The following is a 25,194-nucleotide window of genomic DNA, read 5'->3' on the forward strand; positions in this document are numbered from 1 at the left end:
ATGCTGCGCATCGGTACCCTGCGCTCCTCGGCCCGCCGAGGGACGGTGCGGGAACTCGCTACGCTCAGACACCCGCACCTCTTCGCCCTCGCCGGACCTGCGGTGCTCGGCTCGCTCAAGGCGGGTCCCAAGGTCAAATGCCACAGCTGCACCCAGTAGATCCACGCCACGCGTGGATGCTTTTGCCGTTGAACTTGACTTCCAGTCCGCCTTGAGCGAGCCGAGCATCGCAGGGGAATCAGGGGCGGAGAGGCGCCGGTGTCTGAGCGCAGCGAGTTCGGCGCCGTCCCCTGATTCACCGAGAAGCGCAGGGTACCGGCGCGTAGCGACGGCTCGCGGCCGGCGGAGCGTTTCTTTGGTTACTTTCTTTGCGCGCAAAGAAAGTGACACCCCTCCGCGGTCGCGGAAACGACTCTCGCCGGGTCGTACCCGGCGCCACCAATGCGTGCGCGCACATACAAAAACGCCCGGCGCGGGGCCAGGCGTTCCTGCACTAACAAGGAGCGAAGACTTACGCCACCGTCGACGCCCGCAGCGCGGCGATGCGCTCTTCCAGCGGCGGGTGGCTCATGAACAGCTTCTTCGCGGTCGAACCAGCAATACCGAATGCAGCGATCTGCGTCGGCAGCGTGCTCTGGCCGTGGTTGAGCTGCAGGCGCTCCAGCGCGGCGATCATCTTCTGGCGGCCAGCCAGCGAGGCACCACCCGCATCGGCGCGGAACTCGCGGTGGCGCGAGAACCACATCGAGATTATGGTGGCGAACAGGCCGAACACCATCTCCAGCACGAACACGATGATGTAGTAGGCGAAGCCGCGGCCGCCGCCTTCGCGGTTGCCCGACAGCGCGCTGTCGATGATGCCGCCGACCACGCGGGCCAGCACGATCACGAAGGTGTTCAGCACGCCCTGCAGCAGCGCCATGGTGATCATGTCACCGTTGGCGACGTGGGCGATCTCGTGGCCCAGCACCGCTTCGGCCTCGTCCTCGCTCATGTTGTGCAGCAGGCCGGTGGACACCGCGACCAGCGCGTTGTTGCGGTTGGCGCCGGTGGCGAAGGCATTGATCTCCGGGCCCTCGTACACAGCCACTTCGGGCATGCCGATGCCGGCCGCCTTGGCCTGGCGCTCGACCGTGGCCAGCAGCCAGCGTTCGGTCTGGTTGCGCGGCTCGGTGATCACCACCGCACCGGTGGAGCGCTTGGCCATCCACTTGGACAGCAGCAGCGAGATCAGGGAGCCACCAAAACCAAAGATCGCGGCCATGACCAGCAGGCCACTCATCTGGTTCGAACTGACCCCCAGCAACGACATCACGATGCTGGCGAGGATCAGGACCGCGAAGTTGGTCGCCAGGAACAGGGCAATGCGGGTAAACATGGGAAAATCCGGCTCGGAAGGGGTCGATACCGGTAAATTTGCGGTGTGGTCAGCTTGAATTCAAGCGCCAACCTGACCGACGATTCAGCCAGCATGACCTCCCCCATTCCCTGCGGCCGCTTCGCGCCCTCGCCGACCGGCCTGCTCCACCCCGGATCCCTGCTCGCCGCCTTCGGCAGCTGGCTGCTCGCGCGCCATCATGGCGGCCTGTGGCGGCTGCGCATCGAAGACGTCGACCCACCGCGCACCGTGCCCGGCGCCGCCGAGTCACAACTACAGGCGCTGGCTGCGTTCGGGCTTGCCCACGATGGTGCGATCGTCTGGCAGAGCGCGCGCGGGGAGGCCTACCAGGCTGCACTGGACGTGCTGCTGGCCAGCGACCAGGCCTTCGTCTGCCACTGCAGCCGCAGCGACCTGGCGGCCAGCGCTGGCATCCACCATCGTTGCGTCGCCCGGCAACCTCGGCCGGACCCCGCCGTCCGCTTCCGTGTCCCACGCGGCAGCATCGTGCGCTTCACCGATGGCCTGCGTGGACCGCAGCAGCAGGATGTGCACGCCGAGGTCGGCGACTTCGTGCTGCGCCGTGCGGATGGCTGCTGGGCCTACCAGCTGGCAGTTGCGATCGATGACGCCGCGCAGGGCGTGACCGAAGTGGTGCGCGGTGCCGACCTGCTCGACTCCACCGCGCGGCAGATCCTGCTGCAACAGGCATTGGGGCTGGCCGTGCCACACTACTGGCACCTGCCGCTGCTGCTGGATGCGCCGGGCCACAAGCTTTCCAAGTCGCTGGCCGCACTGCCGGTGGACAGTTCGCGCCCGCTGCCGGTGCTGCGCCAGCTTTGGCAGCTGCTGGGCCAGGCGCCTGCCGCACTGGAAAACAAGCACGATCTGGACACGCTGCTGGCGGCCGCCCGGCAGGCCTTCGACCCAGCGCGGCTGCCTCGTACCGACATCCTGCTGCCACCCGGCGCACTTTCCGCGCCGATGTTGCAGAATCACCCCTCCCCCACCTGATTTCCGGACAGCATTCCATGACATCTCGCGTCGCACTGGTCACCGGCGGAACCGGCGGCATCGGCACCGCCATCTGCCAGCGCCTAGCCGACCAGGGCCACCGGGTCGCCACCAATTACCGCGACGAGGCCAAAGCCCGCGCCTGGCAGCAGGCGATGGCCGAACGCGGTTACAGCGTGTCGATGTTCCCGGGTGATGTCTCCGATCCGGACAGTGCCGAAGCACTGGTGCGTGCAGTCGAGGCCGAACTGGGCCCGGTCGAGATCCTGGTCAACAATGCCGGCATCACCCGCGACACCACCTTCCATCGCATGCGCGCGGACCAGTGGCACGATGTGATCAACACCAACCTCAATTCGGTGTTCAACGTCACCCGCCCGGTCATCGAGGGCATGCGCCGGCGGGGCTGGGGCCGGGTCATCCAGATCAGCTCGATCAACGGCCTGAAGGGCCAGTACGGCCAGGCCAACTACGCGGCCGCCAAGGCCGGCATGCATGGTTTCACCATCTCGCTGGCCCGCGAGAACGCCGGCTTCGGCATTACCGTCAACACCATTTCGCCCGGCTACGTGGCCACCGACATGGTGATGGCGGTGCCGGAAGAAGTGCGCGCCAAGATCGTCGCCGACATTCCCACCGGGCGCCTCGGCAAGCCGGAGGAAATCGCCTACGGCGTGTCCTTCCTGGTGGCGGAGGAAGCCTCGTGGATCACCGGCAGCAACCTGGACATCAATGGCGGCCACCATATGGGCTGGTAAGCCACGCCGGCGGCCGCAGCGACGCACACCCACCGCCCCTGCCGATGGTCATGCTGCGCAGCACGCAAACCCTTGTTGCGCAACATGATCCCCTGTGAAAGCCAAGCCTGGCGGGGGCTGAGGCGGTTGCAACGACTGCTGCACTGCGCCATGCTGCGCATCTACTGTGACGAGTGACCGCTTCAATGGCTGCGACCCGCATCATCAAGAAGTATCCGAACCGCCGTCTCTACGACACCGAGATCTCCAGCTACATCACCATCGAGGACGTGCGCCAGCTGATCCTGGACGGTGAAGACTTCGAAGTCCGTGACGCCAAGAGCGGCGACGACCTCACCCGTTCGGTCCTGCTGCAGATCATCGCCGACCAGGAACAGGACGGCGAACCGATGCTGTCCACCCAGCTGCTGAGCCAGCTGATCCGCTTCTATGGCGACTCCCTGCAGGGCTTCATGGGCAACTACCTGGAGCGCAGCATGCAGGTCTTCCTCGACCAGCAGCAGCAGTTCCGTCAGCAGATGGGCAACCTGCTGGGCCAGACCCCGTGGGCGATGATGAACCAGCTGACCGAGCGCAACCTGGAGCTGTGGCAGGAATTCCAGCGCAGCATGGGCACCGGTTTCGGTGGTCCGCGGCCGGGTGGCACGGGTACCGGCACAGGTACCGGCAACAAGCCCAACGAACCCGGCACCGGTACTGGCACCGGCGGCAAGACCCGCCGCTGAGCCGCTGTACCGTCGGATACGAAAACGGCGCGCCCGATGGCGCGCCGTTTTGTTTTGTGCCCCCGGCGGAGCATCAACGTTTCGCTTTGCACCCCGTGCATACGCGTTCGACCTTGTAGCCCTTCGCCTTCAGCTTCTCGACCACGCCGTCACTGCCCAGCAGGTGCAGCGTGCCGACCACCACCAGCGTGCCACCCTGCCCGGCCTGCAGGTACGGCAGCAGCTTCGGTACCCACGCATCGTTGCGCCCGGTGTTGATGCGCTGGTAAAGCTGCGGGTACTGCTGGCGCATTTCCGCGGCCATCTTCGTCCACAACACGCGCTCATCGCCGCGCCGCCATGCGTCGTGCAGCTGGCGTGCCTGCTCATCGCCCTTGCCTGCCTGGTCCAGCGCCTCGGACAGCATCTGCCGCTGCTCCTGCACGGTCATGCCGTCGAGCATGCCGATCTGGGTATCGATGTCTTCCAACCCCGCGGTCTTGCGGCCGGTCTTCTGCGCGCGCTCCATAAAATGACGGTCCAGGCCCAGCGCCGGGTCCAGGCCCATCTTCTGCATCTGCCCGACCGAAATGCTCAGGCCGACGAACCAGGGCTTCATGCCCTGCATCTGTGCCAGCGGAAGCTTGTTCCCGGATGCAAACGCCTGCAGCTTCTGCCAGGTGGCCGCGTCAAGATCGCGCTTGAGCTCGCTGCCATCGGTGCGCACTGCAGCCTGCACCATGCGGCTGGCCAGCTGCGGCGACTGCATGTCCTCCGGCGATAGTTCGAACACGACCCGCTGCGAAGCCTCGAAGGCCTGCTCGACATCGGGCGACAGCGGGTAGTCCTGCGGCTTCAACAGGTGGAATGATCCAAGCAGGTATACGCGTGAATCACCCGGGCCGGTCACCTTCCACAGCAGTGGCACCGGCGGCTTGGCGGCCGCCGCGGCAGCGGCGTCGGCGGCCGGTGCATTGCGCGCCGGTGCCAGCGGTGCGATTGCAAACGCTGCCATCAGCAGCGTTGCACGGAACAGTCGCTTCAACGGCATCTCAGCCTTCTCCTTCAGACAGGTGGTAGGCCTTCTCGCCCGCTTCCATGCGCAGGTCCAGCCGGTTTTCCGGCGGCGCCAGCGGGCACGTGGCATAGGCGGTGAATGCGCACGGCGGGTTGTAGGCATGGTTGAAATCGATGCGTACCGTGCCGTCGGCAGCGGGCGCATCGGTATCCAGATAACGCCCGGCCGGATAACTGCCGCGGCCACTGGTGCGGTCGGCAAAGATCAGGAACAGCGGCTGCCCGGTGGCTCCGATCGCCTCCAGCCGCCATGTACGGCCGTCGCGTTCGAATTCGACCGCGCCCGCATTGGGCATCTCGGTGGTCAGGCCGGTGATGTCGACAATGGGCAGGGTCTTGCCCGCCGGATGCGGGATGAAACGTGCCTGCACCTGCCAGTCCGGGCCACCCGGCCAGTACTCCAGCCCGGCGAAATCACGGCGCGCCGGCGCATCGGCATGCTTGACCCGCAGCGCATCGCGCGGCCCGCGCCGGATGATGCTGAGCTGGCCCTTGCCACCGTCGAAGGCCAACAGGGTTGGCTGCGGATCCTTGTCGGTGTCGATGCGGATACGGCCGCGCACCGGCTGGCCATCATGGCTGACATCCACACCGGCTTCGGGCGTGAACCACCACTGGCTGCCCTCGCGACGCAGCAGGCCCAGCTTGTCCGGGCCGACCGTCAGGCGGATGCCATTGGTGGCACCACTGCCGACGAAGTGTGATTTGTTCTGCAGCCAGTGCAGGCCGACCAGGGCCGTCCAGCCATCGGGCCGGGTCAGGTCCTGGTAACGGGCCACCCGCCATTGCTGCTGCGCGGCCGCATAGGCCGGATCTTCAGCGACCTTCGGCGCCGGCGGTGTCGCCGGGCTGCACGCGGCCAACAGCAAGGCGGCCAGCAGGCCGCCCATTCCCCGATAACGCATCGATGCTCCCCTCAACGTCCGCGCAGGAACCAGCGGTCGATTTCCGCCAGCGAAAAACGGGCCCAGGTCGGCCGGCCGTGGTTGCACTGGCCGGACCGCTCGGTGATTTCCATGTCGCGCAGCAGCGCGTTCATTTCCGGCACGGTCAGGCGCCGGTTGGCACGCACCGCACCGTGGCAGGCCATGGTCGACAGCAGTTCGTCACGTGCGCTGGCCACGCGGCGGCTCTGGCCATGCTCGCGCAGGTCGGTCAGCACGTCGCGCAGCAGCCCCTCAGGCTCGGCATGCGCCAACAGCGCTGGAATGCTGCGCACGTGCAGCGATCCGGGACCGGCACGGGTCACCTCGAAACCGAGCGCCGCCAACGTTTCGGCTTCACTTTCGGCAGTGTCGGCCTCGCGCTCGCCCACTGCCAGCGTGATCGGCACCAGCAGCGGCTGCGACTGCAGGCCGATACCGTCGTGCGCGTTCTTCAGGCGCTCGTAGCCGATGCGCTCGTGCGCGGCATGCATGTCGACCACGATCAGGCCTTCTGCGTTCTCGGCCAGGATGTAGATGCCATGCAGCTGCGCGATCGCATAGCCCAGCGGCGGCACACCGGCATCGGCACTGGTGACCGGCAGTCCGTTCTCGGTGGGCATCGGCGGCAGCGCCGCCCCGCGTTCGGCACCGGCCGGCGTGGCATACAGCGCGGCGTAGGCCGCCGGCGCATCAGCCACCTGCAGCCCAAGGGGCTGCTGCGGGCGCCAGCCGGAAAAACCACCACCACCGCCGCCTGATCCGGCACCCGGCGCAGGCCCACGCACCAGCCCGAAACCCGACGCGCCCGCGCTCGATGCCATCGATGCAGCAGCGGTGTCCACCGGATGCACCGGACCCGCACCGATCTCCTGCACCGACATGCCGGCACGGGTATCAGCCAGCGCGTCCTTCAGTGTGCGGTAGACGAAGTCGTGCACCAGCCGCGAATCACGGAAGCGCACTTCATGCTTGGCCGGGTGCACGTTGACATCGACGCGGGTCGGGTCCAGCTCCAGAAAAAGCACATAGGCCGGCTGCCGGCCGTGGTACAGCACATCGCCGTACGCCATCTTCACCGCATGGGCGACACTTCGATCGCGCACCGAACGGCCGTTGACGTACAGGTACTGCTGATCAGCGCTGGCCCGCGAGTAATGCGGCTGCGCGATCCAGCCATGCAGGCGCAGGCCCGCGCCGCTGTGGTCCACGCGCACGGCCTGGTTGGCGAAGTCCTCGCCCAGCGTTTCGGCCAGCCGCGCATCGGAATACAGGTCGCCTGGCTTGTAGCGGCGCGAGGCCTTGCCGTTGTGCGACACGCGCAGCTCGACATCCGGTCGCGCCAGCGCCAGCGAACGCAACCATTCTTCGATATGGCCCAGTTCGGTACGCTCGGCGCGCAGGAACTTGCGTCGCGCAGGTACGTTGTAGAACAGCTCGCGCACTTCCACCGTGGTACCCGGTGCATGCGCACGTGGCGTGACGTCGCCGATCTTGCCGCCTTCGATCTGCAGCGCCGAACCGTGCTCGTCATGTGCGCGACGCGAGGACAGGGTGAAGCGGCTGACCGAGGCGATCGAGGGCAGTGCTTCGCCACGGAAACCGAGCGTGGCCACCGATTCGAGGTCGTCGAGGTCGGCGATCTTGCTGGTGGCATGCCGCGATACCGCCAGTGGCAGCTGTTCCGGTGCGATGCCACTACCGTTGTCGCGGATGCGGATCAGGCGGACACCGCCCACTTCCAGGTCGATGTCGACACGGCTGGCGCCGGCATCGATCGCGTTCTCGACCAGTTCCTTGACCACTGATGCAGGACGTTCGACCACTTCGCCGGCGGCGATCTGGTTGATCAGGATTTCCGGCAACGGCCGGATCGGACGCGGGCCGGGCGCACTCATGGGAGAGGATGGGCAGCAGACTTCATGGGTCGATGATAGCGGAGCCGCCCCGTGTAGAGTCGACTGTCAGTCGACTGCCCTTCGCCGGGCACCGCCCCCCCGCGCTGCGCGGTAGAGTCGACTGTCAGTCGACTGCTCCTCACCGGGCACCGAAAACACCGCGCTGCGCGCGTAATCGACTAACAGTCGACTCTACCGCGCCCTGCGGGAAGCGGGTTATTTGCTGCCGCCGGCCATGGTGCCGGCAGCGTCGATCTCGGCCTGGGCGCGGGCCGCGTACAGCGTGCCCGGCGGTGGCTGGCGGCTGAAGAAGGTGTGCACACCATCGAGCACGGCACCGGCGATCTTGCGCTGGTAGGCCGGGTCGATCAGGCGGCGCTCTTCGTCCGGGTTGGAGATGAACGCGGTTTCCACCAGCATCGCCGGCATGTCCGAGGTGCGCAGCACGGCGAAGTTGGCGCGTTCGATGTTCGGCTTGTGGTTGTTGCCGATCCGCTTCAGGCCGCCCAGCACGTGGCCGGCGGCATCTTCAGACGCCTTCATGTAACCGCTCTGGGCCAGGTCCAGCAGCACGTTGGCGAGCGTGCCCTCGGTCTGCTGCAGGCGTACGCCACCCACCAGATCGGCCGCGTTTTCCTTGTCTGCCAGCCAACGGGCGCGCTGCGAAGAAGCACCCTTGGTCGACAGTACATAGACCGACGAGCCGGTGGCCGAACGGTTTTCAGCGGCATCGGCGTGGATCGAAATGAAGATGTCGGCCTTGTTCGCACGCGCCTTCTGCGCGCGCATCGGCAGCGGGATGAACACGTCGCTGTCGCGGGTCAGGTACGCCTTCAGGCCCGGCGTGGCGTTGACCTGGCGGGCAAGCTCACGGGCCACCGCGAGGGTGACATCCTTTTCGCGCTTGCCGGTCGGGCCGATCGCGCCCGGATCCTGGCCACCGTGGCCGGGATCGATGGCGACCACCAGATGACGCATGCCGGCCTGCATGCGGATGCGCGAGGCATCACTGGGCATGGCCGGACGCGGCGGTTCCACCGGCGTCGGTGCCGGTACGGTCGCCGGCGGCGTGGTCACCACGGCGGCGGTGCGCTGGCCGGCGAGGATCGCGGCCGGCGAGGAAGAAGGCGAGCTGCTGGCCACGGTACCGGCAGCCGCAACCTGGGCCGGTGCGGTGGACGGCGCCGGGGTCGGCGTGGCCGGTGCGGCGGCGGTGGCACTGGCCTGCTGCCGCACCTGCGCGGTCAGCAGCGCGGTCGCACGCGCGGCATCGGTACGCGACTGCGCGCTTTCGGCCGGGGTCGGCGCGGGCGTGGCCACCGGTGCCTGCGGCTGCACCGCCGGCGTCACTGCAGGACGGCTGGCGGCCACGGCCGGGCCATCGCCCGGCCATTCGATCACCAGCTTGGATTCATTGCCCTCGCGCTGCATCTGCGGGCGGAACGGCGCCACCGATTCAGCGAGGTCGAAAACGACACGGAAGGTCCCCGGCACCGGCTGTCCAGTACGCACAGCCGTAACCACGCCCTGCGCGGCCGGCATCTTCAGGTTGCGTATGGCGCTGGAGTCCGGGAAATCGACCACCAGGCGGTTCGGCCCAGCCAGCGACAAGGTCTTGTAACCACCACTGCCGACCAGCGAGATCTCGGCACGGGTGCCGGTGGCGCCCGTATTCAGCAGGACCTGTCGGACTTCACCGGCCCACGCACTGACGCTCGCCAGACCCAGTCCGACGGCGGCACAGATGGCGATGAGACGGTTCCCCGGGCGCATGGCTCAGGATTCAATCACCGCGCTGAACGGAATGCAACACCTTTTTCCTTAATAATCCGTAACCTGCCGGTGTTTGTTCTCGTCAGCCGACAGAAATGGCCTGCAAGTCGCCCCCTTGAGGGAGCCGTTTCAGCCATTCATTCCCTACGTCGCTGGCCCCAGTGAGACGCACGCGGCGTCCCTGACCCTCGATTTCCAGCGCTACCACCAGGTCGGTCGGTGGCAACGCGCCGGCGCCCCGCTCGGGCCATTCAACCAGCCACAACACCGCGCTGCCCTCATCCAGGCCAAGGAAATCCAGCTCGCCGGCCTGGCCGATGCGATACAGGTCCAGGTGCCAGGCCTCGCCGCCACTGGCCAGCGGATAGCGCTCGACCAGGGTATAGGTCGGGCTGCGGATGGCACCCTGCACACCCAGCGCGCGCAGCAGTGCACGGGCCGTGGTTGACTTGCCGGCACCAAGATCGCCGCGCAGTTCGATCAGCGCCTGCGGCGGCCGGGTCGCCGCCAGCCACTGCCCGAGCAGTTCGGTTGCGTCGCTGTCGGCAAGGAAGAAATCAGTCATGAAGAGCGTTCCGGGTTGGCCAGTCGCCGCAGCGGCACCAGCAGATCAGTGGGAAGCAGGCCGCGTGCGCCGTCGGCGGCCGCAGCGTCGCCAGCGAGCGCATGCAGCAGTGCACCAGCGGCGGCAGCGTCGAAGGCGGCCAGCCCCTGCGCGCGCAGGCTGGCAATGATGCCGGTGAGCAGGTCGCCCATGCCTCCCACGGCCATGCCGGGATTGCCTGCAGCGATCAGCCGTGGCGCCTGCCCGGGCGCCGTCACGATGCTGCCCGCGCCCTTCAGCACCACCACGGCGTGGAAGCGTTCGGCCAACGCCTGCGCAGAGCGGTAGCGATCGGCCTGGATGTCAGCGGTACTGCAGCCGAGCAGGCGCGCGGCCTCGCCCGGGTGTGGCGTAAGGATGGCGTCCGGTAGCGCGCGCGGATCCTGCGCCAGCAGATTCAGTGCATCGGCATCAACCACCAGCGGTTTGTCGCCGGCCAGCACCCGCGCAAACAGTGCGTGCGCCCATTCGTCCTGGCCCAGGCCGGGGCCGATCGCCACCACCCTGGCCTTGTCCAGCAGCGCCGGCAGCACATCGCCATCTTCAAGCGCATGGGTCATGGCCTCGGGCAGCCGAGCCAGCAACGGGCCGACGTGATCGCGCCGGGTGCCCAGGCTCAACAACCCCGCACCGGCACGCAGTGCCGCTTCGGCTGCCATTGCGATGGCCCCGCCGCTGCCATGGTTGCCGCCGACGCACAGCACGTGCCCGGATTCGCCCTTGTGGGTATTGGCGCGGCGTGGTGGCAGCAGCGCCGGCAAACGCGCCTGTGTCCAGTGCTCCGCGGCGGGCGATGCGCCCTGCCATGCAGCCGCTGGCAGCTGCAGCGGTGCCAGCGCCTTCTGCCCGCAATGATCCAGCGCATCCCCGGTATACAGGCCGCGATGCGCCACGATGAACTGCAGGGTCAGTGCGGCGTTCACCGCCACACCCGGCACCGCGCCGCGGTCGGCATCCACGCCACTGGGGACGTCCAGCGCCAGCACCGGTGCTGCCTGCGCATTGACGGCGGCGATCAGCGCCTGCGCCGCGCCTTCGGGCGCGCGGTCGAAGCCCAGCCCGAACAGGGCATCGACCCAGATATCCGCCTCGGGCAGGGCCCCATCGAATTCCATGACAATGCCACCGTCGGACTTGAAATCCGATGCTGCACGCTGTGCCAGCACGGTTGAAGGTGGCTTGCCCGGCAAGGCGATCACCGTCACCGCGCGCCCCGCCTGCCGTGCATGGCGGGCCAGCACCAGGCCGTCGCCGCCGTTGTTGCCCGCTCCGACCACCACGCCGATCCGCCGCGCCTGCGGCCAGTGCTGCAGCAGGCACTGCCAGGCGGCCTGGCCGGCCTGCGCCATCAGGCCCCAGCCGCCATCGGCAGCCAGTGCCGAGGCCTGCGCATCAAGCGCACGCGCAGCGACGGAATCGAACAGATCGGCAAGGTTGGCCATGCAGGGATTTTATACTGGTGCACATGTCCCCCGCCCCCACCCCTGTCGATCCGGCCCAGGCCGTGCAGCGCATCCGCGAACTGGCGCGTGCGCATGGCTTCCAGCGCTGCGGTATCGCCGGCATCGAGCTGGGCGAGGATGAGGCGCACCTGGCCGACTGGCTGGGCCAGGGCCTGTACGGCACGATGGACTGGATGGCGCGCCACGGCACCCTGCGCGCGCGTCCCGCCGAGCTGCTGCCCGGCACGGTGCGGGTGATCTCGGTAGGCATGGACTACAGCCACAAGGACGACACCGAAGCCTGGGCCACCCTGGCCGATCCCGGCCGCGCCTACGTGGCGCGCTACGCGCTGGGCCGCGACTACCACAAGCTGATGCGCAACCGGCTGCAGAAGCTGGCCACGCAGATCAACGACGAAGTGGCGCCCCTGGGTTACCGCGTGTTCGTCGATTCAGCCCCCGTGCTGGAACGCGCACTGGCGCGCAACGCCGGGCTGGGCTGGATCGGCAAGCACACCTGCCTGATCGATCGCCACGGCGGTTCGTGGTTCTTCATCGGCGAGATCTACATCGATATCCCGCTGCCGATCGATACGCCAGCCACGGCACACTGCGGCACCTGCACGCGCTGCATCGATGTCTGCCCGACCCAGGCCATCACCGGCCCGCAGCGTCTGGATGCGCGGCGCTGCATTTCCTACCTGACCATCGAGCACGACGGCGCCATCCCCGAAGACATGCGGCCATTGATGGGCAACCGCATCTACGGCTGCGACGACTGCCAGCTGGTCTGCCCCTGGAACAAGTTCGCCAAGCGCACCGACGAAGCCGACTTCCGCGCACGCAACAACCTCGACACTGCCCGCCTGGACCAGCTGTTCGCCTGGGACGAAGCCGAGTTCCTGCGCCGCACCGAAGGCAGCCCGATCCGCCGCAGCGGCCATGAGCGCTGGCTGCGCAACATCGCCGTAGCACTGGGCAATGCGCCGACCACGGCCGAAACGCTGGCCGCACTGCACACTCGTGCCGACGATCCCTCCCCCCTGGTGCGCGAACACGTGCAGTGGGCGCTGGGCCAGCACGCACCGCGCTGACGTGCGATCCTGAGCACCCGTTCCACCTGCCGCACGCCGTTCCCATGCAGCCACGCAACGACGACATCCTCACCCCCAGCCAGCTCAACACCCTGGCCCGTGACCTGCTGGAAGGCAGCTTCCCGGCGATCTGGGTCGAGGCCGAGCTGGGCAGCGTGGCGCGCCCCGCCTCCGGGCACCTCTATTTCACCCTGAAGGATGCCCGCGCCCAGCTGCGGGCGGCGATGTTCCGGATGAAGGCGCAGTACCTGAAGTTCGTGCCGCGCGAAGGCATGCGCGTGCTGGTGCGGGGCAAGGTGACCCTGTACGACGCTCGTGGCGAGTACCAGATGGTGCTGGACCACATGGAGGAAGCCGGCGAAGGCGCACTGCGCCGCGCGTTCGAGGAGCTGAAGGCACGGCTGGAGGCCGAGGGCCTGTTCGACCCGGCACGCAAACGGCCGATGCCGGCCCACGTGCAGCGCCTGGCGGTGATCACCTCGCCCACCGGCGCCGCCGTGCGCGATGTGCTGAGCGTGCTGGCCCGCCGCTTCCCGCTGCTGGAAGTGGACCTGCTGCCGACCCTGGTACAGGGCAGCACGGCCGCCGCGCAGATCACCCGCCTGCTGCAGGCCGCCGATGCCAGTGGCCGCTACGACGTGATCCTGCTGACCCGCGGTGGCGGTTCGCTGGAAGACCTGTGGGCGTTCAACGATGAAGCGCTGGCCCGCGCGATTGCGGCCAGCCACACGCCGGTCGTCTCGGCCGTTGGCCATGAAACCGACTTCAGCCTGAGCGACTTCGCCGCCGACCTGCGCGCGCCGACACCGTCGGTGGCCGCCGAACTTCTGGTGCCGGACCAGCGCGAACTGGCACTGCGCCTGCGCCGTACGGCGGCACGCATGGTGCAGCTGCAACGGCACGCGATGCAGCAGGCGATGCAGCGTGCCGACCGTGCACTGCTGCGCCTGAACGCGCAGAGCCCACAGGCGCGACTGGATCTGCTGCGCCGCCGCCAGCTGGACCTGGGCCGGCGCCTGCATGCGGCCTTCAACCAGCAGCAGGAACGCCGTGCCGCGCGCCTGCGTCATGCAGCGGCGGTGTTGCGCGGGCACCATCCGCAGCGCCAGCTCGACACGATGCAGCGCCGCCTCGCCGCCCTGCGCGGGCGTCCGCAGGCTGCAATGCAACGCCTGCTGGAACGCGATGCACTGCGCCTGCGCGGGCTGGCGCGTTCGCTGGAGGCGGTCAGCCCGCTGGCCACCGTGGCCCGTGGCTACAGCATCCTCACCCGCAGCGACGATGGCACCCTGGTGAGGAAGGTCGACCAGGTGCAGCCAGGCGATGCGCTGCAGGCACGCGTCGGCGACGGCGTGATCGACGTGCAGGTCAAGTAGAGGGTTGTTCGGCAGGGCTGCGCCCTGCACCTGCAGAGGCAACTGCAACAGCCGAAGCAACAGCGAAAGCGGCTCTGGATTGCTGATGGCTTGGCGGGGTGGTGTGGCTGTGCAGGACACGCCGTAAACCCATCCCTGGGGGCTCGATGGCGCCATCCATGGCGCCAACGGTCCTGCACAGCCACACCGCCCCACCCTCGACAATGTCCCGATGACGGTCGGTAGATCCACGCCATGCGTGGATGAATCTCTTCCAGATATCCAATCAATTCGGGGTCAGATCCGTTTTCCTGCGGAAAACGGATCTGACCCCAAGCGCCATTCCGGCAGATCGCGGACATCTGTCGAAGGCGGGGTGGATCCGGTTGCGGGAGTGTCCGCGGCATGGATGCCGCGGCCAAGCCCCCATGGACGGGTTTACGGCGTCTCCCGCAACCGGACCCACCCCGCCATCCCACGGATAGCCAGCTTTTGCTTCGGCTGTTGCTGTTGCTGTTGCTGTTGCTCTGGCTTCGGCAGGTGCAGGGCTGCAAGCCCTGCCGACCAACCCCCTACTTTGCCTGCTCGCAGAACTTCTGCCGGTACTCGAGCGCCTTCGGCATCAGCGCCTGCAGGTTCTGGATGCGGGTTCCCGGGTTCGGGTGGGTGGAGGCGAACTCCGGCGGCGCCTGGCCGCCACTGGCCTGGCCCATGCGCTGCCACAGCGGCACCGCCTCGCGGGGATCGAAGCAGGCCGCTGCGGCCAGCATCAGCCCCACTTCGTCCGCCTGCGTCTCGTGGCTGCGCGCATAGGGCAGCAGATACCCATAGCCCATCGCCGACATCATCATCTGTTGCTGCTGCGCATCCATGCCACTGGCGGCGCCGGCCACCTGCCCGATCTGGGTCAGCTTCTGCTGGGCCATGCGCTGTGCACCATGGCGCAGCAGCGCGTGGGCGATCTCATGGCCCATCACCACCGCCATCGCATCGCGGGTGCGCGCTACCGGCACCAGCCCGGTGTAGACCGCCATCTTGCCGCCCGGCAGGCAGAACGCATTGGCCTGCTCGGACGGGATCACGTTCACTTCCCACTGGAAATCCCGCGCGAAATGTGCCGGCTGCACACCATGCTCCTGCGCCAGCGCCGTCTCCACCACGTCCACCTTGGCGATCAACCGCTGGGCGATGTCGCGCACATCGCGCGCGATCGGTGCATTGGGGTCCATCGGCCGTTCCTGCGACAGGATCTGCTGGTAGGCCTGCAGCCCCAGCGCGGTTTCCTGGCGCGCGTCCAGGCTGCTGTCGATCATCACCTTCTCGCCGGTATACGGATCGACCGTGCGGTTGGAGAACCAGTAGAACAGCGCATAGCCGGCGGCCAGCAGCAGCACCCACCAGCGGATGTTGCCGAACAGGCCACGCCGCTGCGGGCCTTGCGACGAGCGGGAGAAGGGATCGTTGCGCATCGGGGGGACTTCCTGCTGGCCCCGCCGGCCGGCGGGCACGGCGCAATCTTAGTGCGCCACTGCCCGCAGCGGGTGAAGCCGGGTGCCGCTCAGATGCCGCGCACCAGGCGGAAGCCGATGCGGGCGTTGGTGGTATCCGAATCCTGGGACTGCCGCCAGGCCGCACGGGTCTGCTCGGGGGCATTGGCCCAGTTGCCACCGCGGATCACCCGCGACCGACAGCCCGGGTTGAACCAGGCGACGCCGTCGGACGGTGCGCGGCGATAGCTGGCATGCCAGCAGTCGGCCACCCATTCACTGAGGTTGCCGCCCATGTCGTGCAGCCCGAAGGCATTGGCCTGGAAGCTGGCCACCGGCGCCGGCCCCCACCAGCCATCGCCGTACCCGATAAACGCGTTGTGCCAGTGCCGGCCCGAAGGCGAAACGTCCTTGCTGCCGGTGAAGTTGCCGCTGCCCGGCGGCGGCACGCCGGCATCGCCCCACGGATAGCGGCCACTGCTGCCAGCGCGCAGCGCGTACTCGAACTCGGCTTCGCTGGGCAGCCGGTAGCTGCGGCCGGTCTGCTCGGACAGCCACGCCGCATAGTTCTCGGCATCACGCACACTGACGTGCATCACCGGCGAGTTGCCCAGCGCGCGGCCACCGTCGTAGTCCGAGCGCCAGTCCACGCCACTGCGGCGGATGAAATTGCCGCTGCGTTCGTCGTAGACCACCGAATGGCCGCGCCGGGTCGCGCGTGGACGCGCATTGGACGCTTTCACGTAGCGCTCGAAATCGCTGACGGTGATCTCGGTGATCGCCATGGCAAAGCCGCGATCAAAGCGCACGTAGTGCGACGGACGCTCGGCATCACTCGAGCCCGGCTCGGCATCGCCCGCGCCCATCTGGAAACCACCGTGGGGCACCACCACCATCTGTGGCCCGCGCCCGCCATCGCGCATGGCGTCGCTGAACACCTGTCCCGGGCGGAAGCTGCCGTAATGGGTGGCCAGGTCGATGCGCTCGCGCAACTGCCCCACCACGGCGTCACCCGGCAGGGCGATGCGCAGCGCTTCGGCCAGTTTCTCGCGCGCCGGTTTCAGGCCCTGTGGCGTAGCGAGGTCGCGCAGGCCGTCATCACGCAGCTGCAGCAGCGTGGCGGCGCGGATCTGCTCGATGCGCTCGAACGCGTCGGCAATCGTCGGCGACGAATCGCGCACTTTGCTGGCTTCGGCCAGCCAGGTACCTGCGCTGGCGAAATCGCGCGCCCGCGCGGCATCCTCGGCCCGGCGGATCAACCCGCTCTCGGCTGCAGCCAGGCCCTGCCGTGCGCGGCTGTTGTCTTCATCCAGCGCCAGCGCCTCACGGAAATTGCCGATGGCACCGTCGCCATCCTCACCGATCCGGTCCGAGCGCAGGTCCTCCTCGCCGGCGCGGTTGTAGGCCACCACGCGCTGCGCCAGCTCCACCCGCGCCTGCAGCGCACGCACCTTCTCATCCTTCGGCGCCAGGGTCAGCAACACCAGTGCCTGGCGGCTGGCCTCGGCCAGTGCCTCGCGCTGCTTCAGCGGCCGCACCAGCAGGGCATCGGCCAGCTGCTGCAGTCGCTGCCGGGCACGCTGCAGGCCCAGCCGGGCCTGGCGGTCATCCGGGTCTTCTTCCTGCACCGCCAGCCACAGCGGAATGGCAGCGTCCGCATCTTCATAGAGCCGCCCTTCGGCGAACGCCTGCTCGGCGGCGCGGCGCAACTGGGCCAGGCTGCGGCCCTGGCGGTCCACCCGTGGCGGCGTCCACTGCTGTACGTCCTCGGCGGCATCTTCACCGGCGATGGTCACGCTGCCCTGCCCGGCCTGCGGACTGGCATCGGTGCCGGTGTCGGCCCCCTCGGCCGCGGGCGCCTCTCCGCTGGCGGCCCTGTCCGCCGGCACGGACGGCGACGGCGTGCAGCCGGCCAGGGCCACGGCCAGGGCGGTGCACAGCACGGGCGACAACGGAAAACGCAAGCAGAGCCTCCTTCGGCACGGACGCGGACCGACGTTAGGCTATTCTCCCCTGCCTGAGCAAACCCGAGTAGTAGGCCCTGACCCGTGGCAACCTGGATCACCACCCCCGCCGAGCTGGATGCGTACTTCCAGCAGCGCCCGACCCGCATCGGCCTGGACACCGAATTCATCCGTGAACGCACGTTCTGGCCGCAGCTGGCACTGGTGCAGATGGCCGTTGGGCAGGACATCCTGCTGATCGACCCGCTGATTCCCGGCATGACCGAGGCGCTGGCGCCGTGGCTGGCCGATGAATCCATCACCAAGGTGATGCACAGCGCCAGCGAAGACCTGGTTGCCTTCAAGTGGGCCTGCGGCGTCCTGCCGCGACCGCTGTTCGACACCCAGATCGGGGCATCGCTGGCCGGCATCGGCGGCGGCATGGGCTACCAGAAGCTGGTGGCGGAGATCACTGGCGTGGCGCTGGCCAAGGGCGAGACCCGCTCGGACTGGATGCGCCGCCCGCTGTCCGAGTCGCAGCTGCAGTACGCCGCCGATGACGTCGAGCATCTGTTCGCACTGCACGACGCCATCAATGCCAGGCTGCAGGCGCTCGGCCGCCAGCAGTGGCTGCACGACGATGGCGAGCGGCTGCTGGCCAGCGTCGCCAACGATGAAGACCGCTGGCCGCACCTGGCGATGCGCTCGGCACAGTTCCTTGATGCCGCCGCCCAGCACCGCCTGCTGCGCCTGCTGCGCTGGCGCGACGTGCAGGCACGCAACAGCGACCGCCCGCGAAGCTGGATCCTGGACAACGAACTGGCCGCCACCCTCGCGCGCACGCCACCGGCCGACGAGGCTGCGCTGGGCAAGCTGTTCGAGCAGTTCCCGAAGGCACCGCGCAAGTTGGCCGGCGCTGTCTGGCAGGCGCTGTCCACGCCGCTGGCCGATGAAGCCGACGCGCCGCTGGCGCTGCCGGCCAACGACAGCAACAAGCAGGCCCTGAAGAAGCTGCAGGATGCGGTGGCCGAGCGCAGCCGTGAGCTGGGGCTGCCGGATGGCATTCTCGCCTCGCGCAAGCATCTGGAAAGCTATCTGGAACGTCGCCAGTGGCCGGCCGCACTGGCCGGCTGGCGCCAGCAGGAACTGGAGTCGCGGCTGCAGGCACTGTTGCCCGCGCACTGAGATCAACCGGCGCCGGGCAAACCGGCGCCGGCACCGCAGACATGAGCATCTGCCACGCTTGCCGGCGCGCGCGTGGACCTGTCCAATAGCGTCCCCGCTATTGTTGGATTGCATCAGATGACAAATGGACTTGCGAAAGGCGGTCTTTCCATGGACGACCTGGCCTGGCGCGCGCAGGCGCGCAGCGCACTGCAGGAACAGGACTACGCAGCGCTGGATGCACTGCTGGCACCACACGAACAGGCCTGGCTGAACGGCGCTCGGCCACTGCCCGGCATCCGCTGGCGCCTGCGCAACCTGCAGGACACAGCGCTGCCCCTGGATGAGCGCCTGCAGCAGGCGCAACGGTGGGTTGCCGCCGATCCGCACAGCTATTACGCACGCCTGCGCCTGGGTGCCTGCTGGGAATCGGCCGCTGGCGCCCTGCGCAGCGCCGACGTGGCCGCACTGGTGGAAGACAGCCAGTGGCTGGCCGCACAGCAGGCGCGCGACCACGCCGTGCATGCCTACCTGCAGGCGATCGCGCTGTCGCAGCGACCGGCGCTGGCGCTGGATGGCATCAAGCGCATCACCAGCTACCTGCGCGAACCAAACTGGTTGCGCGCGCTCCAGGCAGGGCAATCGCCGGAGTCCGATGAAGCCGCCCTGGCCGAGCACTATCCGCAGGCGTGGCCGCAGGCATTGCAGTTGCTGTCGCGCTTCGGTGCGCCCCTGCAGCACCTGCCGGAATGCCTGCCGCCGCTGTTGCGCGATCGCAGCGAGGACGATTTCGATGCCCCTCTCGCGTACTGGATGCGCCTGGTGCTGGAACAGCGTCCGGACGACCTGGGGACGCTGGAAGACACCCTCTACTACCTGTACCCGCGCTGGGGCGGCAGCCACGAGGCGATGGAGGATTTCATCGAAGGCAGCTGGTGCCGCGGCCTGGAGCTGGCACAGCGCAACGCATTGCGCTGGTGCAAGGAACAGGACTGGATGGGCGAGCTGCCGCGCCGCGGCGATGCCGAAGCGGTGGCCGTGCACGAGCGTGCGTATGCGCAGATCCTGGACTGGCACCTGGAGGGCTACGTGCGCGCTGAAGTCCTGATCCAGCGCGCCGCACTCCGCTTTCATCTCGGGCGCATCGAGGAGATCGAAGACCAGGTGCAATGGGATGCCGGATGCATGCAGGCCGCGCTTGAGGACCTGCAGCATGCGTGGGCACTGGATCGTGACATGGTCCTGCACGGTGGTTTCAGCAGCCTGGAGGCCTGCACCTGGTTCGCCCATGTTGACGGCGCCGAAGCGCTGTTCGCGCAGGTCGTGGACTACGCTGCGCGCGAAGGCGATTCGGCGCTCGGCCTGCTCTGGGCGGCTACCGCCATCGAGCATGGGATGCTCGGCCAGACCGCCGATCCGGCACGTGCGCAGCCCCTGCTGCAGCGCGCCCTGAAACTGGCGGCGCAGCAGAAGACGTCCACGGTCACCTTTGCGTCCAACCTGTTCTGCGATGTCTCGCAGGACGCGGGCCTGTCGTTGTTGCAGCGCATGGCTGACGACGGCGACGCCGGTGCGATGGCCGCGCTGTGCGACCTGTACAAGGGCCGGCTGGGCGGCCGCGACCAGCCGGACTTCGTTGATGCCCAGAAGGCCCTGTACTGGCAGGAGCGTGCCGTCGAAGGCGGCGACCTGATCGCCACGTACAACCTTGGCGTGCGCCTGGTTGCCGCTGGTGGCGCTGACAACGAAGCGCGTGCGCGCGAACTGTACCTGCGCTGCCTGCGCGAAGCCGACGCCGGTGAACGCGTGTGGGGCCCGACCTGCCGCAACCTGGCCTGCCTGGCCTTCGATGGCCAGAACGACGCGCACAAGCGCGAAGCGGTCGAACGCGCCCTGATTCCGCTGTGGTGGCGCGGTGAGGACAACGACAAGCTGTGGGCCGCCGGCTACCTGGCCGACATCTACCACTTCGGCAACGGCGTGCCGGCCAACGCCTTCCTGGCCCTGACCTGGCTGCAGCGCGCCAGCGAGATCGATACGGAGTACGTGGATGTGGTGCGCATGGCGCCGCTGATCAACGGCGAAGGCCGCTGGTTCGGCGCCAGCCGCGCGCGCAAGCAGCAGGCGCAGGACCGCCAGCAGGTGGACAGCGCCACCTGGGCCCTGACCTTCGGCCAGCGCAGCCAGGACAGCGACCTTACCGCAGTCTGAAACAACGAAAAGGGCGGTCCGGAACTCCGGGCCGCCCTTTGCATTCCAGCGGTGCGATGACGGGAAAACCCGCCACCGCGCCAGAGCCTTACCAGTTCATGTTCAGCGAGACACCCACGGTGCGCGGTTCGTTGTAGACCGCGGCCATGTAATTCTCGATCACGCCCTTGAGGTTCTTCTCGTTGGTGATGTTGCGCGCGAACAGCGCCACTTCGTAGGCACCGTAGTTGCCCGAGTAGCCGATCTTCAGGCCGCCCTCGAAGTCACCCTTGGAGTTGAACTCCTTGCTGTCGTACAGCACGAAGCTGGTGTAACCCTGCTTGTTCCAGTCGGTGGAGACGAACATGGTGCCGGCGTCGCTGACCGGGAAGTCGTAACGGGCGGCCAGGTTGACGTTGTACTTCGGTGCGTTCGGCAGCGGGTTGCCGTCGATCTGCGCGAAGGTGTTGGCGCCGACCTTGATGGTCGGGTCATTCACCGTGCAGACCACCTGGCCGTTGAGGCCGCAGACCTGCGCGTACACGCGCTTGTCCTTGATCTCGCTGTGCAGCAGGCTCAGGCCAGCGCTCAGGGTCAGGTTCGGGATCGGGCGCAGTTCCATGTCCGCTTCGAAGCCGTAGGCCTTGGCCTTGTCGGCGTTGAACAGCACGCCGTTGCCGTCCGAATCGTTGCCGTTGAGCTGGATGTCGTTGACGGTGTAGGTGAACGCGGTGGCGTTCAGGCGCAGGCGGTTGTCCCACAGGCTGCTCTTCACGCCCGCTTCCCAGGACAGGATCGTCTCGGAATCGGCGGTGGTGAAATCGGCATTGAATACCGCCGAACGGCCCTGGATGGTCGGGCCGCGGAAGCCGCGCGCGACCTTGGCGTAGACGCTCACGTTCGGGGTGAACTGATACATCGCGCTCAGATCCCAGCTCGGCGTGGTATCGGACATCTTGACGTCGGTGCGGCCCTTGTAGGTGACCACGCCGGCAGCGGTATCAGCGGTCTTCAGCAGGCGCGTGTGCTTCTCGTCCTTGGTCTGGCGCAGGCCAGCGGTGACGGTGAACTTGTCGGTGAAGGCGTAGCTCAGCTGGCCGAAACCGGCCCACGAGGTGTTCTTGTTGCGCAGGCGCACCCAGTTGTTCGGGTTACGTGCCGCGCCCTGCAGGAACCACGCGCGCTGGTAGAAGTCGGTGGTGTCGCTGCCGTTGAAGTAGAACGCACCGGCCTGCCACTGCAGCGCGCTGTCGTCATGGCTGGCCAGGCGGAATTCCTGGGTCCACTGGTCCAGGTCGCGGATGCGGCCCATCGACTGGCCGTAGCCGTTCGGCACGCCGTTCACCGGGAAGTTCGCCGCTGCGCCACCGTCGGTGTCGCCACGGCTGTAGCCGGAGGTGGTCTCGTAGGCGGTGATCGAGGTGAAGTCGATCGCACCGAAGTCGTAGCGTGCCTTCACCGAGCCGCCGTAGGTCTTGTACGCCTGCGGGTTGTTGTCCGCCTCGTCGTAGGCAACCTTGTCGCGCGGCACGTCGGTCTTGTTCGAGCCCTTGGTCAGCGCACCGCGCAGGAACAGGGTCGAGGTGCCTTCGTAATCGCGGGCGTGGGCCGAGGCCAGGATCGAGAACTGGTCGCTCGGCGTCAGCAACACCTGCGCGCGCACGTTGCGGTCATCGAAGCCGCCCATGGCGTTCTTCTTCGGGCTGACCGTGCCATCGGCGCTCGGGCCCTTGTAGGTGTTGTCGACGTAGTCGTCGCGGTGCTGGTACAGGGCCGACACGCGGAACGAGGCGACGTCGTTGATCGGGCCGCCGAAGCCGCCGTCGATCGACACGCTGTTGTAGGTGGCGTAGCTGGCACTGACGCGGCCGGTGTAGTCCTGGGTCGGCTTCAGGGTGTCGAACTTGACAATGCCGGCGGTGGTGTTGCGGCCGAACAGCGAACCCTGCGGGCCGCGCAGCACTTCCACCTGGTCCACGTCATAGACCGGGTTGGACTTCAGCACCACGTGCTCCAGCACCACGTCGTCCTGGATGATCGACACCGGCTGCGAGGCACCCAGGTAGAAGTCGATGTTGCCCAGGCCGCGGATGTAGAAGCGCGGGAAGATGCGGCCGGTGGTGGTTTCCGCATACAGGCTCGGCACGCGGCCGGACAGCGCCAGCAGGGTGTCGTCGCCGCCGGCGGTGAAGTCGCGCATGCGCTCGCCCTGCACCACACCGACCGAGACCGGCACTTCCTGCAGGTTCTGCTCGCGGTGTTCGGCGGTCACGGTGATCGTGTCCAGCCCGGTCGGGGTCGGCGCGCTGTCCTGCGCGGCGGCACCGAAGCTGCCGACCAGGGCCAGACCGGCACAGGCCAGTGCCAGCGGGTGGCGGCGGAAGGAAACAAGGGAAGACGACAGACCCGACAGGCGGCGGGAATCGGTATGGGAGGGCATGCAATGCTCTGAGGAGGCGTCCGTGCGGCCTGCGCGAGCCGGGCGGCAAAAAGGGGGAAAACTGCGCAAGCGGCCATTATCCCCCAAATTGTTACGATTTCGTTGCGCGGCACCCAAACCCGGCGAAACAAGCGGTTTCGGCACAGTCAGCCAGCACCGCCTGGGGTCAGATCCGTTTCCCAAGGGAGAACGGATCTGACCCCGGATCTCAGGGCAACGGGCTCAACGCGACATCGACCATCGCCAGCAGGCGCTCGCGGCTGATGCCGTCACGCGCCTGCACCGAGATGCCATGCAGCACCGTGGCGAAGTGGTCACCCAGCGCCTGCACCGCCGCGTCGTCGGCCAGCTCACCCTCGGCCTGCGCCTGCTGCAGCCGCGCGATGATCGCCGCCGTGCGCTGGCGACGATGGCTGGCCAACCAGTCCCGCACGCCCTCGCCGTCAGGCGAAACGCTGCTGGCCGAGGACACCACCAGGCAGCCATGCGGACGCCCACGACGGGTGTAGGTCAGCACCGCCTCGCGCAGCATGGACCCGATCGCCTCGCGCAGCGTGGCCTGCTCCAGCGCGCGCGGCGCGAAACCACCCTCACCCTCTTCGTACAGCGCAACGGCTTCGCGGAACAGCTGCTCCTTGCTGCCGAACGCGGCGTAGATGCGTGCAGAGGCAATGCCCAGCGTTTCGACCAGTGCCGACATCGACGTGCCTTCGTAGCCGTGCTGCCAGAACAGCAGCATCGCCTTGCGCAACGCCTGGTCCCTGTCGAATTCGCGCGGTCGCCCTGCCATCTGCCTGCCTGCTCCAGTGAGGCGCGCAGTGTAACGCGGGTGTTGACCATCGCGAGGGTCGCGCCTATTCTTTGTCGATCGACAAACAATTGGAGCAACACATGCAGACCCTCAAGGGCCCCAGCCTGCACCTGGCGCAGTTCGCCGGCGACCAGGCCCCGTTCAACTCACTTGCCAGCATTGCCGAGTGGGCCGCTGGCCACGGTTTCAAGGCACTGCAGATCCCGGCCTGGGATGCACGCTTGTTCGACCTGGCCACTGCCGCCGACAGCCAGGACTACTGCGACGACATCCGCGGCACCCTGGCCGAGCACGGCCTGCAGGTCAGCGAGCTCACCACCCACATCCTCGGCCAGCTGGTGGCGGTGCATCCGGCCTACGATGAACTCTGCGATGGCTTCGCGCCGGAAGCACTGCGCGGCAACCCGAAGGCGCGCAGCGAATGGGCGCAGCAGCAACTGCACCTGGCCGCCCGTGCCTCCCGCCGGCTGGGCCTGCAGGACATGGGTACCTTCTCCGGCTCGTTCGCCTGGCCCTACCTCTTCCCGTTCCCGCAGCGCCCGCCGGGCCTGATCGATGCCGCCTTCGACGAACTGGCGCGCCGCTGGCGGCCGATCCTCGATACCTGCGAGGACAACGGCATCAACCTCTGTTACGAGATCCATCCCAGCGAAGACCTGCATGACGGCACCAGCTTCGAGCGCTTCTTCGAACGCGTCGGCCAGCACCAGCGCTGCCGCATCCTGTTCGATCCCAGCCACTTCGTGCTGCAGCAGCTGGACTACCTGGAGTACCTGGACATCTATCACCCGCTGATCCGCATGTTCCATGTCAAGGATGCGGAGTTCCGTCCCAGCGGCCGCCAGGGCATCTATGGCGGCTACGCCGACTGGACCGAACGGGCCGGTCGCTTCCGCTCGCTGGGCGATGGCCAGGTCGACTTCAAGTCGATCTTCTCCAAGCTGGCCCAGTACGACTACCAGGGGTGGGCGACGCTGGAGTGGGAGTGCTGCCTGAAGGACCAGGAAGCCGGTGCACGCGAAGGCGCTGCATTCATCCGCGACCACATCATTCCGGTCACCGACAAGATCTTCGACGACTTCGCCGGTGCACCGATCAGCACCGCGCAGATGCAGCACATGCTCGGCATCGCCTGAGCC

At 67.7% G+C, this 25,194-nt stretch carries 19 protein-coding genes; 8 read left to right on the forward strand and 11 right to left on the reverse strand.

Annotation, left to right across the window (positions count from 1 at the left end; all coding sequences use genetic code 11):
• Nucleotides 1-511: 511 nt before the first annotated feature.
• Entirely contained in the window at nucleotides 512-1,378 is an 867-nt protein-coding gene (gene htpX, locus ACZK29_RS14895) for a protease HtpX (RefSeq protein WP_478446204.1), read from the reverse strand.
• Nucleotides 1,379-1,471: 93 nt separating this feature from the next.
• Here htpX and gluQRS point away from each other — a divergent pair, with 93 nt between their 5' ends.
• The 3 genes from gluQRS to phaR all read left to right on the forward strand — a co-directional run bounded on the left by gluQRS (nucleotide 1,472) and on the right by phaR (nucleotide 3,875).
• Nucleotides 1,472-2,392 carry a tRNA glutamyl-Q(34) synthetase GluQRS gene (gene gluQRS / locus ACZK29_RS14900; protein WP_478446205.1) on the forward strand — a complete coding sequence of 307 codons (921 nt, stop codon included), beginning with the start codon at nucleotides 1,472-1,474 and terminating at the stop codon, nucleotides 2,390-2,392.
• A gap of 17 nt (nucleotides 2,393-2,409) precedes the next feature.
• Nucleotides 2,410-3,150 carry an acetoacetyl-CoA reductase gene (gene phbB / locus ACZK29_RS14905; RefSeq protein WP_111112357.1) on the forward strand — a complete coding sequence of 247 codons (741 nt, stop codon included), beginning with the start codon at nucleotides 2,410-2,412 and terminating at the stop codon, nucleotides 3,148-3,150.
• Between the two features lie 185 nt (nucleotides 3,151-3,335).
• Complete coding sequence (gene phaR / locus ACZK29_RS14910; protein WP_049428593.1) at nucleotides 3,336-3,875, forward strand: polyhydroxyalkanoate synthesis repressor PhaR; 540 nt, start codon at nucleotides 3,336-3,338, stop codon at nucleotides 3,873-3,875.
• Between the two features lie 73 nt (nucleotides 3,876-3,948).
• Here phaR and ACZK29_RS14915 read toward each other — a convergent pair whose 3' ends face one another.
• From ACZK29_RS14915 to ACZK29_RS14940, 6 genes are all read right to left on the reverse strand, one after another.
• A complete protein-coding gene (locus ACZK29_RS14915) occupies nucleotides 3,949-4,905 on the reverse strand; it encodes a TraB/GumN family protein (RefSeq protein WP_106551378.1) in 957 nt (318 codons plus the stop codon).
• 1 nt (nucleotide 4,906) lies between these two features.
• Nucleotides 4,907-5,836, reverse strand: coding sequence for a DUF1684 domain-containing protein (locus ACZK29_RS14920; RefSeq protein ID WP_459047109.1), 930 nt, complete (start codon nucleotides 5,834-5,836; stop codon nucleotides 4,907-4,909).
• Nucleotides 5,837-5,847: 11 nt separating this feature from the next.
• Nucleotides 5,848-7,752 (reverse strand): DNA mismatch repair endonuclease MutL, encoded by a 1,905-nt coding sequence (mutL, locus tag ACZK29_RS14925; protein ID WP_478446206.1) that lies wholly within the window; start codon nucleotides 7,750-7,752, stop codon nucleotides 5,848-5,850.
• A gap of 216 nt (nucleotides 7,753-7,968) precedes the next feature.
• A complete protein-coding gene (locus tag ACZK29_RS14930) occupies nucleotides 7,969-9,525 on the reverse strand; it encodes an N-acetylmuramoyl-L-alanine amidase (protein ID WP_164146664.1) in 1,557 nt (518 codons plus the stop codon).
• 82 nt (nucleotides 9,526-9,607) lie between these two features.
• Entirely contained in the window at nucleotides 9,608-10,090 is a 483-nt protein-coding gene (gene tsaE / locus ACZK29_RS14935) for a tRNA (adenosine(37)-N6)-threonylcarbamoyltransferase complex ATPase subunit type 1 TsaE (RefSeq protein ID WP_099497572.1), read from the reverse strand.
• Nucleotides 10,087-11,571, reverse strand: coding sequence for an NAD(P)H-hydrate dehydratase (locus tag ACZK29_RS14940; protein WP_164146663.1), 1,485 nt, complete (start codon nucleotides 11,569-11,571; stop codon nucleotides 10,087-10,089). The genes tsaE and ACZK29_RS14940 overlap by 4 nt, the downstream gene beginning before the upstream one ends.
• A 23-nt stretch (nucleotides 11,572-11,594) precedes the next feature.
• On the opposite strand from ACZK29_RS14940, the gene queG reads away from it, so the two are divergent.
• Together queG and xseA are read left to right on the forward strand one after the other, a co-directional pair.
• Entirely contained in the window at nucleotides 11,595-12,665 is a 1,071-nt protein-coding gene (queG, locus tag ACZK29_RS14945) for a tRNA epoxyqueuosine(34) reductase QueG (RefSeq protein ID WP_099497570.1), read from the forward strand.
• Nucleotides 12,666-12,709: 44 nt separating this feature from the next.
• On the forward strand, nucleotides 12,710-14,041 hold the full coding sequence (gene xseA / locus ACZK29_RS14950) for an exodeoxyribonuclease VII large subunit (RefSeq protein ID WP_478446207.1): 1,332 nt from the start codon (nucleotides 12,710-12,712) through the stop codon (nucleotides 14,039-14,041).
• A gap of 551 nt (nucleotides 14,042-14,592) precedes the next feature.
• Here xseA and ACZK29_RS14955 read toward each other — a convergent pair.
• A complete protein-coding gene (locus tag ACZK29_RS14955) occupies nucleotides 14,593-15,489 on the reverse strand; it encodes a M48 family metallopeptidase (RefSeq protein ID WP_100443791.1) in 897 nt (298 codons plus the stop codon).
• A gap of 89 nt (nucleotides 15,490-15,578) precedes the next feature.
• Nucleotides 15,579-17,471: a formylglycine-generating enzyme family protein gene (locus ACZK29_RS14960; protein ID WP_164146819.1), complete on the reverse strand. Its 1,893-nt coding sequence runs from the start codon at nucleotides 17,469-17,471 to the stop codon at nucleotides 15,579-15,581.
• Nucleotides 17,472-17,555: 84 nt separating this feature from the next.
• Between ACZK29_RS14960 and rnd the strand changes: the two genes are divergently transcribed.
• Together rnd and ACZK29_RS14970 are read left to right on the forward strand one after the other, a co-directional pair.
• On the forward strand, nucleotides 17,556-18,635 hold the full coding sequence (rnd, locus tag ACZK29_RS14965) for a ribonuclease D (RefSeq protein ID WP_049429329.1): 1,080 nt from the start codon (nucleotides 17,556-17,558) through the stop codon (nucleotides 18,633-18,635).
• A 150-nt stretch (nucleotides 18,636-18,785) separates the two neighbouring features.
• Complete coding sequence (locus ACZK29_RS14970; protein WP_239503972.1) at nucleotides 18,786-20,825, forward strand: DUF4034 domain-containing protein; 2,040 nt, start codon at nucleotides 18,786-18,788, stop codon at nucleotides 20,823-20,825.
• Between the two features lie 88 nt (nucleotides 20,826-20,913).
• On the opposite strand, the gene ACZK29_RS14975 is transcribed toward ACZK29_RS14970, so the two are convergent.
• Both ACZK29_RS14975 and ACZK29_RS14980 read right to left on the reverse strand, forming a co-directional pair.
• Complete coding sequence (locus ACZK29_RS14975; RefSeq protein WP_164146821.1) at nucleotides 20,914-23,244, reverse strand: TonB-dependent receptor; 2,331 nt, start codon at nucleotides 23,242-23,244, stop codon at nucleotides 20,914-20,916.
• Between the two features lie 208 nt (nucleotides 23,245-23,452).
• Nucleotides 23,453-24,034: a TetR/AcrR family transcriptional regulator gene (locus ACZK29_RS14980; RefSeq protein WP_478446208.1), complete on the reverse strand. Its 582-nt coding sequence runs from the start codon at nucleotides 24,032-24,034 to the stop codon at nucleotides 23,453-23,455.
• A 101-nt stretch (nucleotides 24,035-24,135) separates the two neighbouring features.
• Between ACZK29_RS14980 and ACZK29_RS14985 the strand changes: the two genes are divergently transcribed.
• Entirely contained in the window at nucleotides 24,136-25,191 is a 1,056-nt protein-coding gene (locus ACZK29_RS14985) for a sugar phosphate isomerase/epimerase family protein (RefSeq protein WP_049429325.1), read from the forward strand.
• The last annotated feature ends 3 nt before the right edge of the window (nucleotides 25,192-25,194 follow it).

The sequence above is a fragment of the Stenotrophomonas sp. 89682_Sma genome (assembly GCF_056481405.1).

What these genes read in the sequence shown, in the direction of transcription:
- htpX (WP_478446204.1), bottom strand. Translation starts at nt 1,378, where the DNA reads ATGTTTACCCGCATTGCCCTGTTCCTGGCGACCAACTTCGCGGTCCTG.
- gluQRS (WP_478446205.1), top strand. Translation starts at nt 1,472, where the DNA reads ATGACCTCCCCCATTCCCTGCGGCCGCTTCGCGCCCTCGCCGACCGGC.
- phbB (WP_111112357.1), top strand. Translation starts at nt 2,410, where the DNA reads ATGACATCTCGCGTCGCACTGGTCACCGGCGGAACCGGCGGCATCGGC.
- phaR (WP_049428593.1), top strand. Translation starts at nt 3,336, where the DNA reads ATGGCTGCGACCCGCATCATCAAGAAGTATCCGAACCGCCGTCTCTAC.
- ACZK29_RS14915 (WP_106551378.1), bottom strand. Translation starts at nt 4,905, where the DNA reads ATGCCGTTGAAGCGACTGTTCCGTGCAACGCTGCTGATGGCAGCGTTT.
- ACZK29_RS14920 (WP_459047109.1), bottom strand. Translation starts at nt 5,836, where the DNA reads ATGCGTTATCGGGGAATGGGCGGCCTGCTGGCCGCCTTGCTGTTGGCC.
- mutL (WP_478446206.1), bottom strand. Translation starts at nt 7,752, where the DNA reads ATGAGTGCGCCCGGCCCGCGTCCGATCCGGCCGTTGCCGGAAATCCTG.
- ACZK29_RS14930 (WP_164146664.1), bottom strand. Translation starts at nt 9,525, where the DNA reads ATGCGCCCGGGGAACCGTCTCATCGCCATCTGTGCCGCCGTCGGACTG.
- tsaE (WP_099497572.1), bottom strand. Translation starts at nt 10,090, where the DNA reads ATGACTGATTTCTTCCTTGCCGACAGCGACGCAACCGAACTGCTCGGG.
- ACZK29_RS14940 (WP_164146663.1), bottom strand. Translation starts at nt 11,571, where the DNA reads ATGGCCAACCTTGCCGATCTGTTCGATTCCGTCGCTGCGCGTGCGCTT.
- queG (WP_099497570.1), top strand. Translation starts at nt 11,595, where the DNA reads ATGTCCCCCGCCCCCACCCCTGTCGATCCGGCCCAGGCCGTGCAGCGC.
- xseA (WP_478446207.1), top strand. Translation starts at nt 12,710, where the DNA reads ATGCAGCCACGCAACGACGACATCCTCACCCCCAGCCAGCTCAACACC.
- ACZK29_RS14955 (WP_100443791.1), bottom strand. Translation starts at nt 15,489, where the DNA reads ATGCGCAACGATCCCTTCTCCCGCTCGTCGCAAGGCCCGCAGCGGCGT.
- ACZK29_RS14970 (WP_239503972.1), top strand. Translation starts at nt 18,786, where the DNA reads ATGGACGACCTGGCCTGGCGCGCGCAGGCGCGCAGCGCACTGCAGGAA.
- ACZK29_RS14975 (WP_164146821.1), bottom strand. Translation starts at nt 23,244, where the DNA reads ATGCCCTCCCATACCGATTCCCGCCGCCTGTCGGGTCTGTCGTCTTCC.
- ACZK29_RS14980 (WP_478446208.1), bottom strand. Translation starts at nt 24,034, where the DNA reads ATGGCAGGGCGACCGCGCGAATTCGACAGGGACCAGGCGTTGCGCAAG.
- ACZK29_RS14985 (WP_049429325.1), top strand. Translation starts at nt 24,136, where the DNA reads ATGCAGACCCTCAAGGGCCCCAGCCTGCACCTGGCGCAGTTCGCCGGC.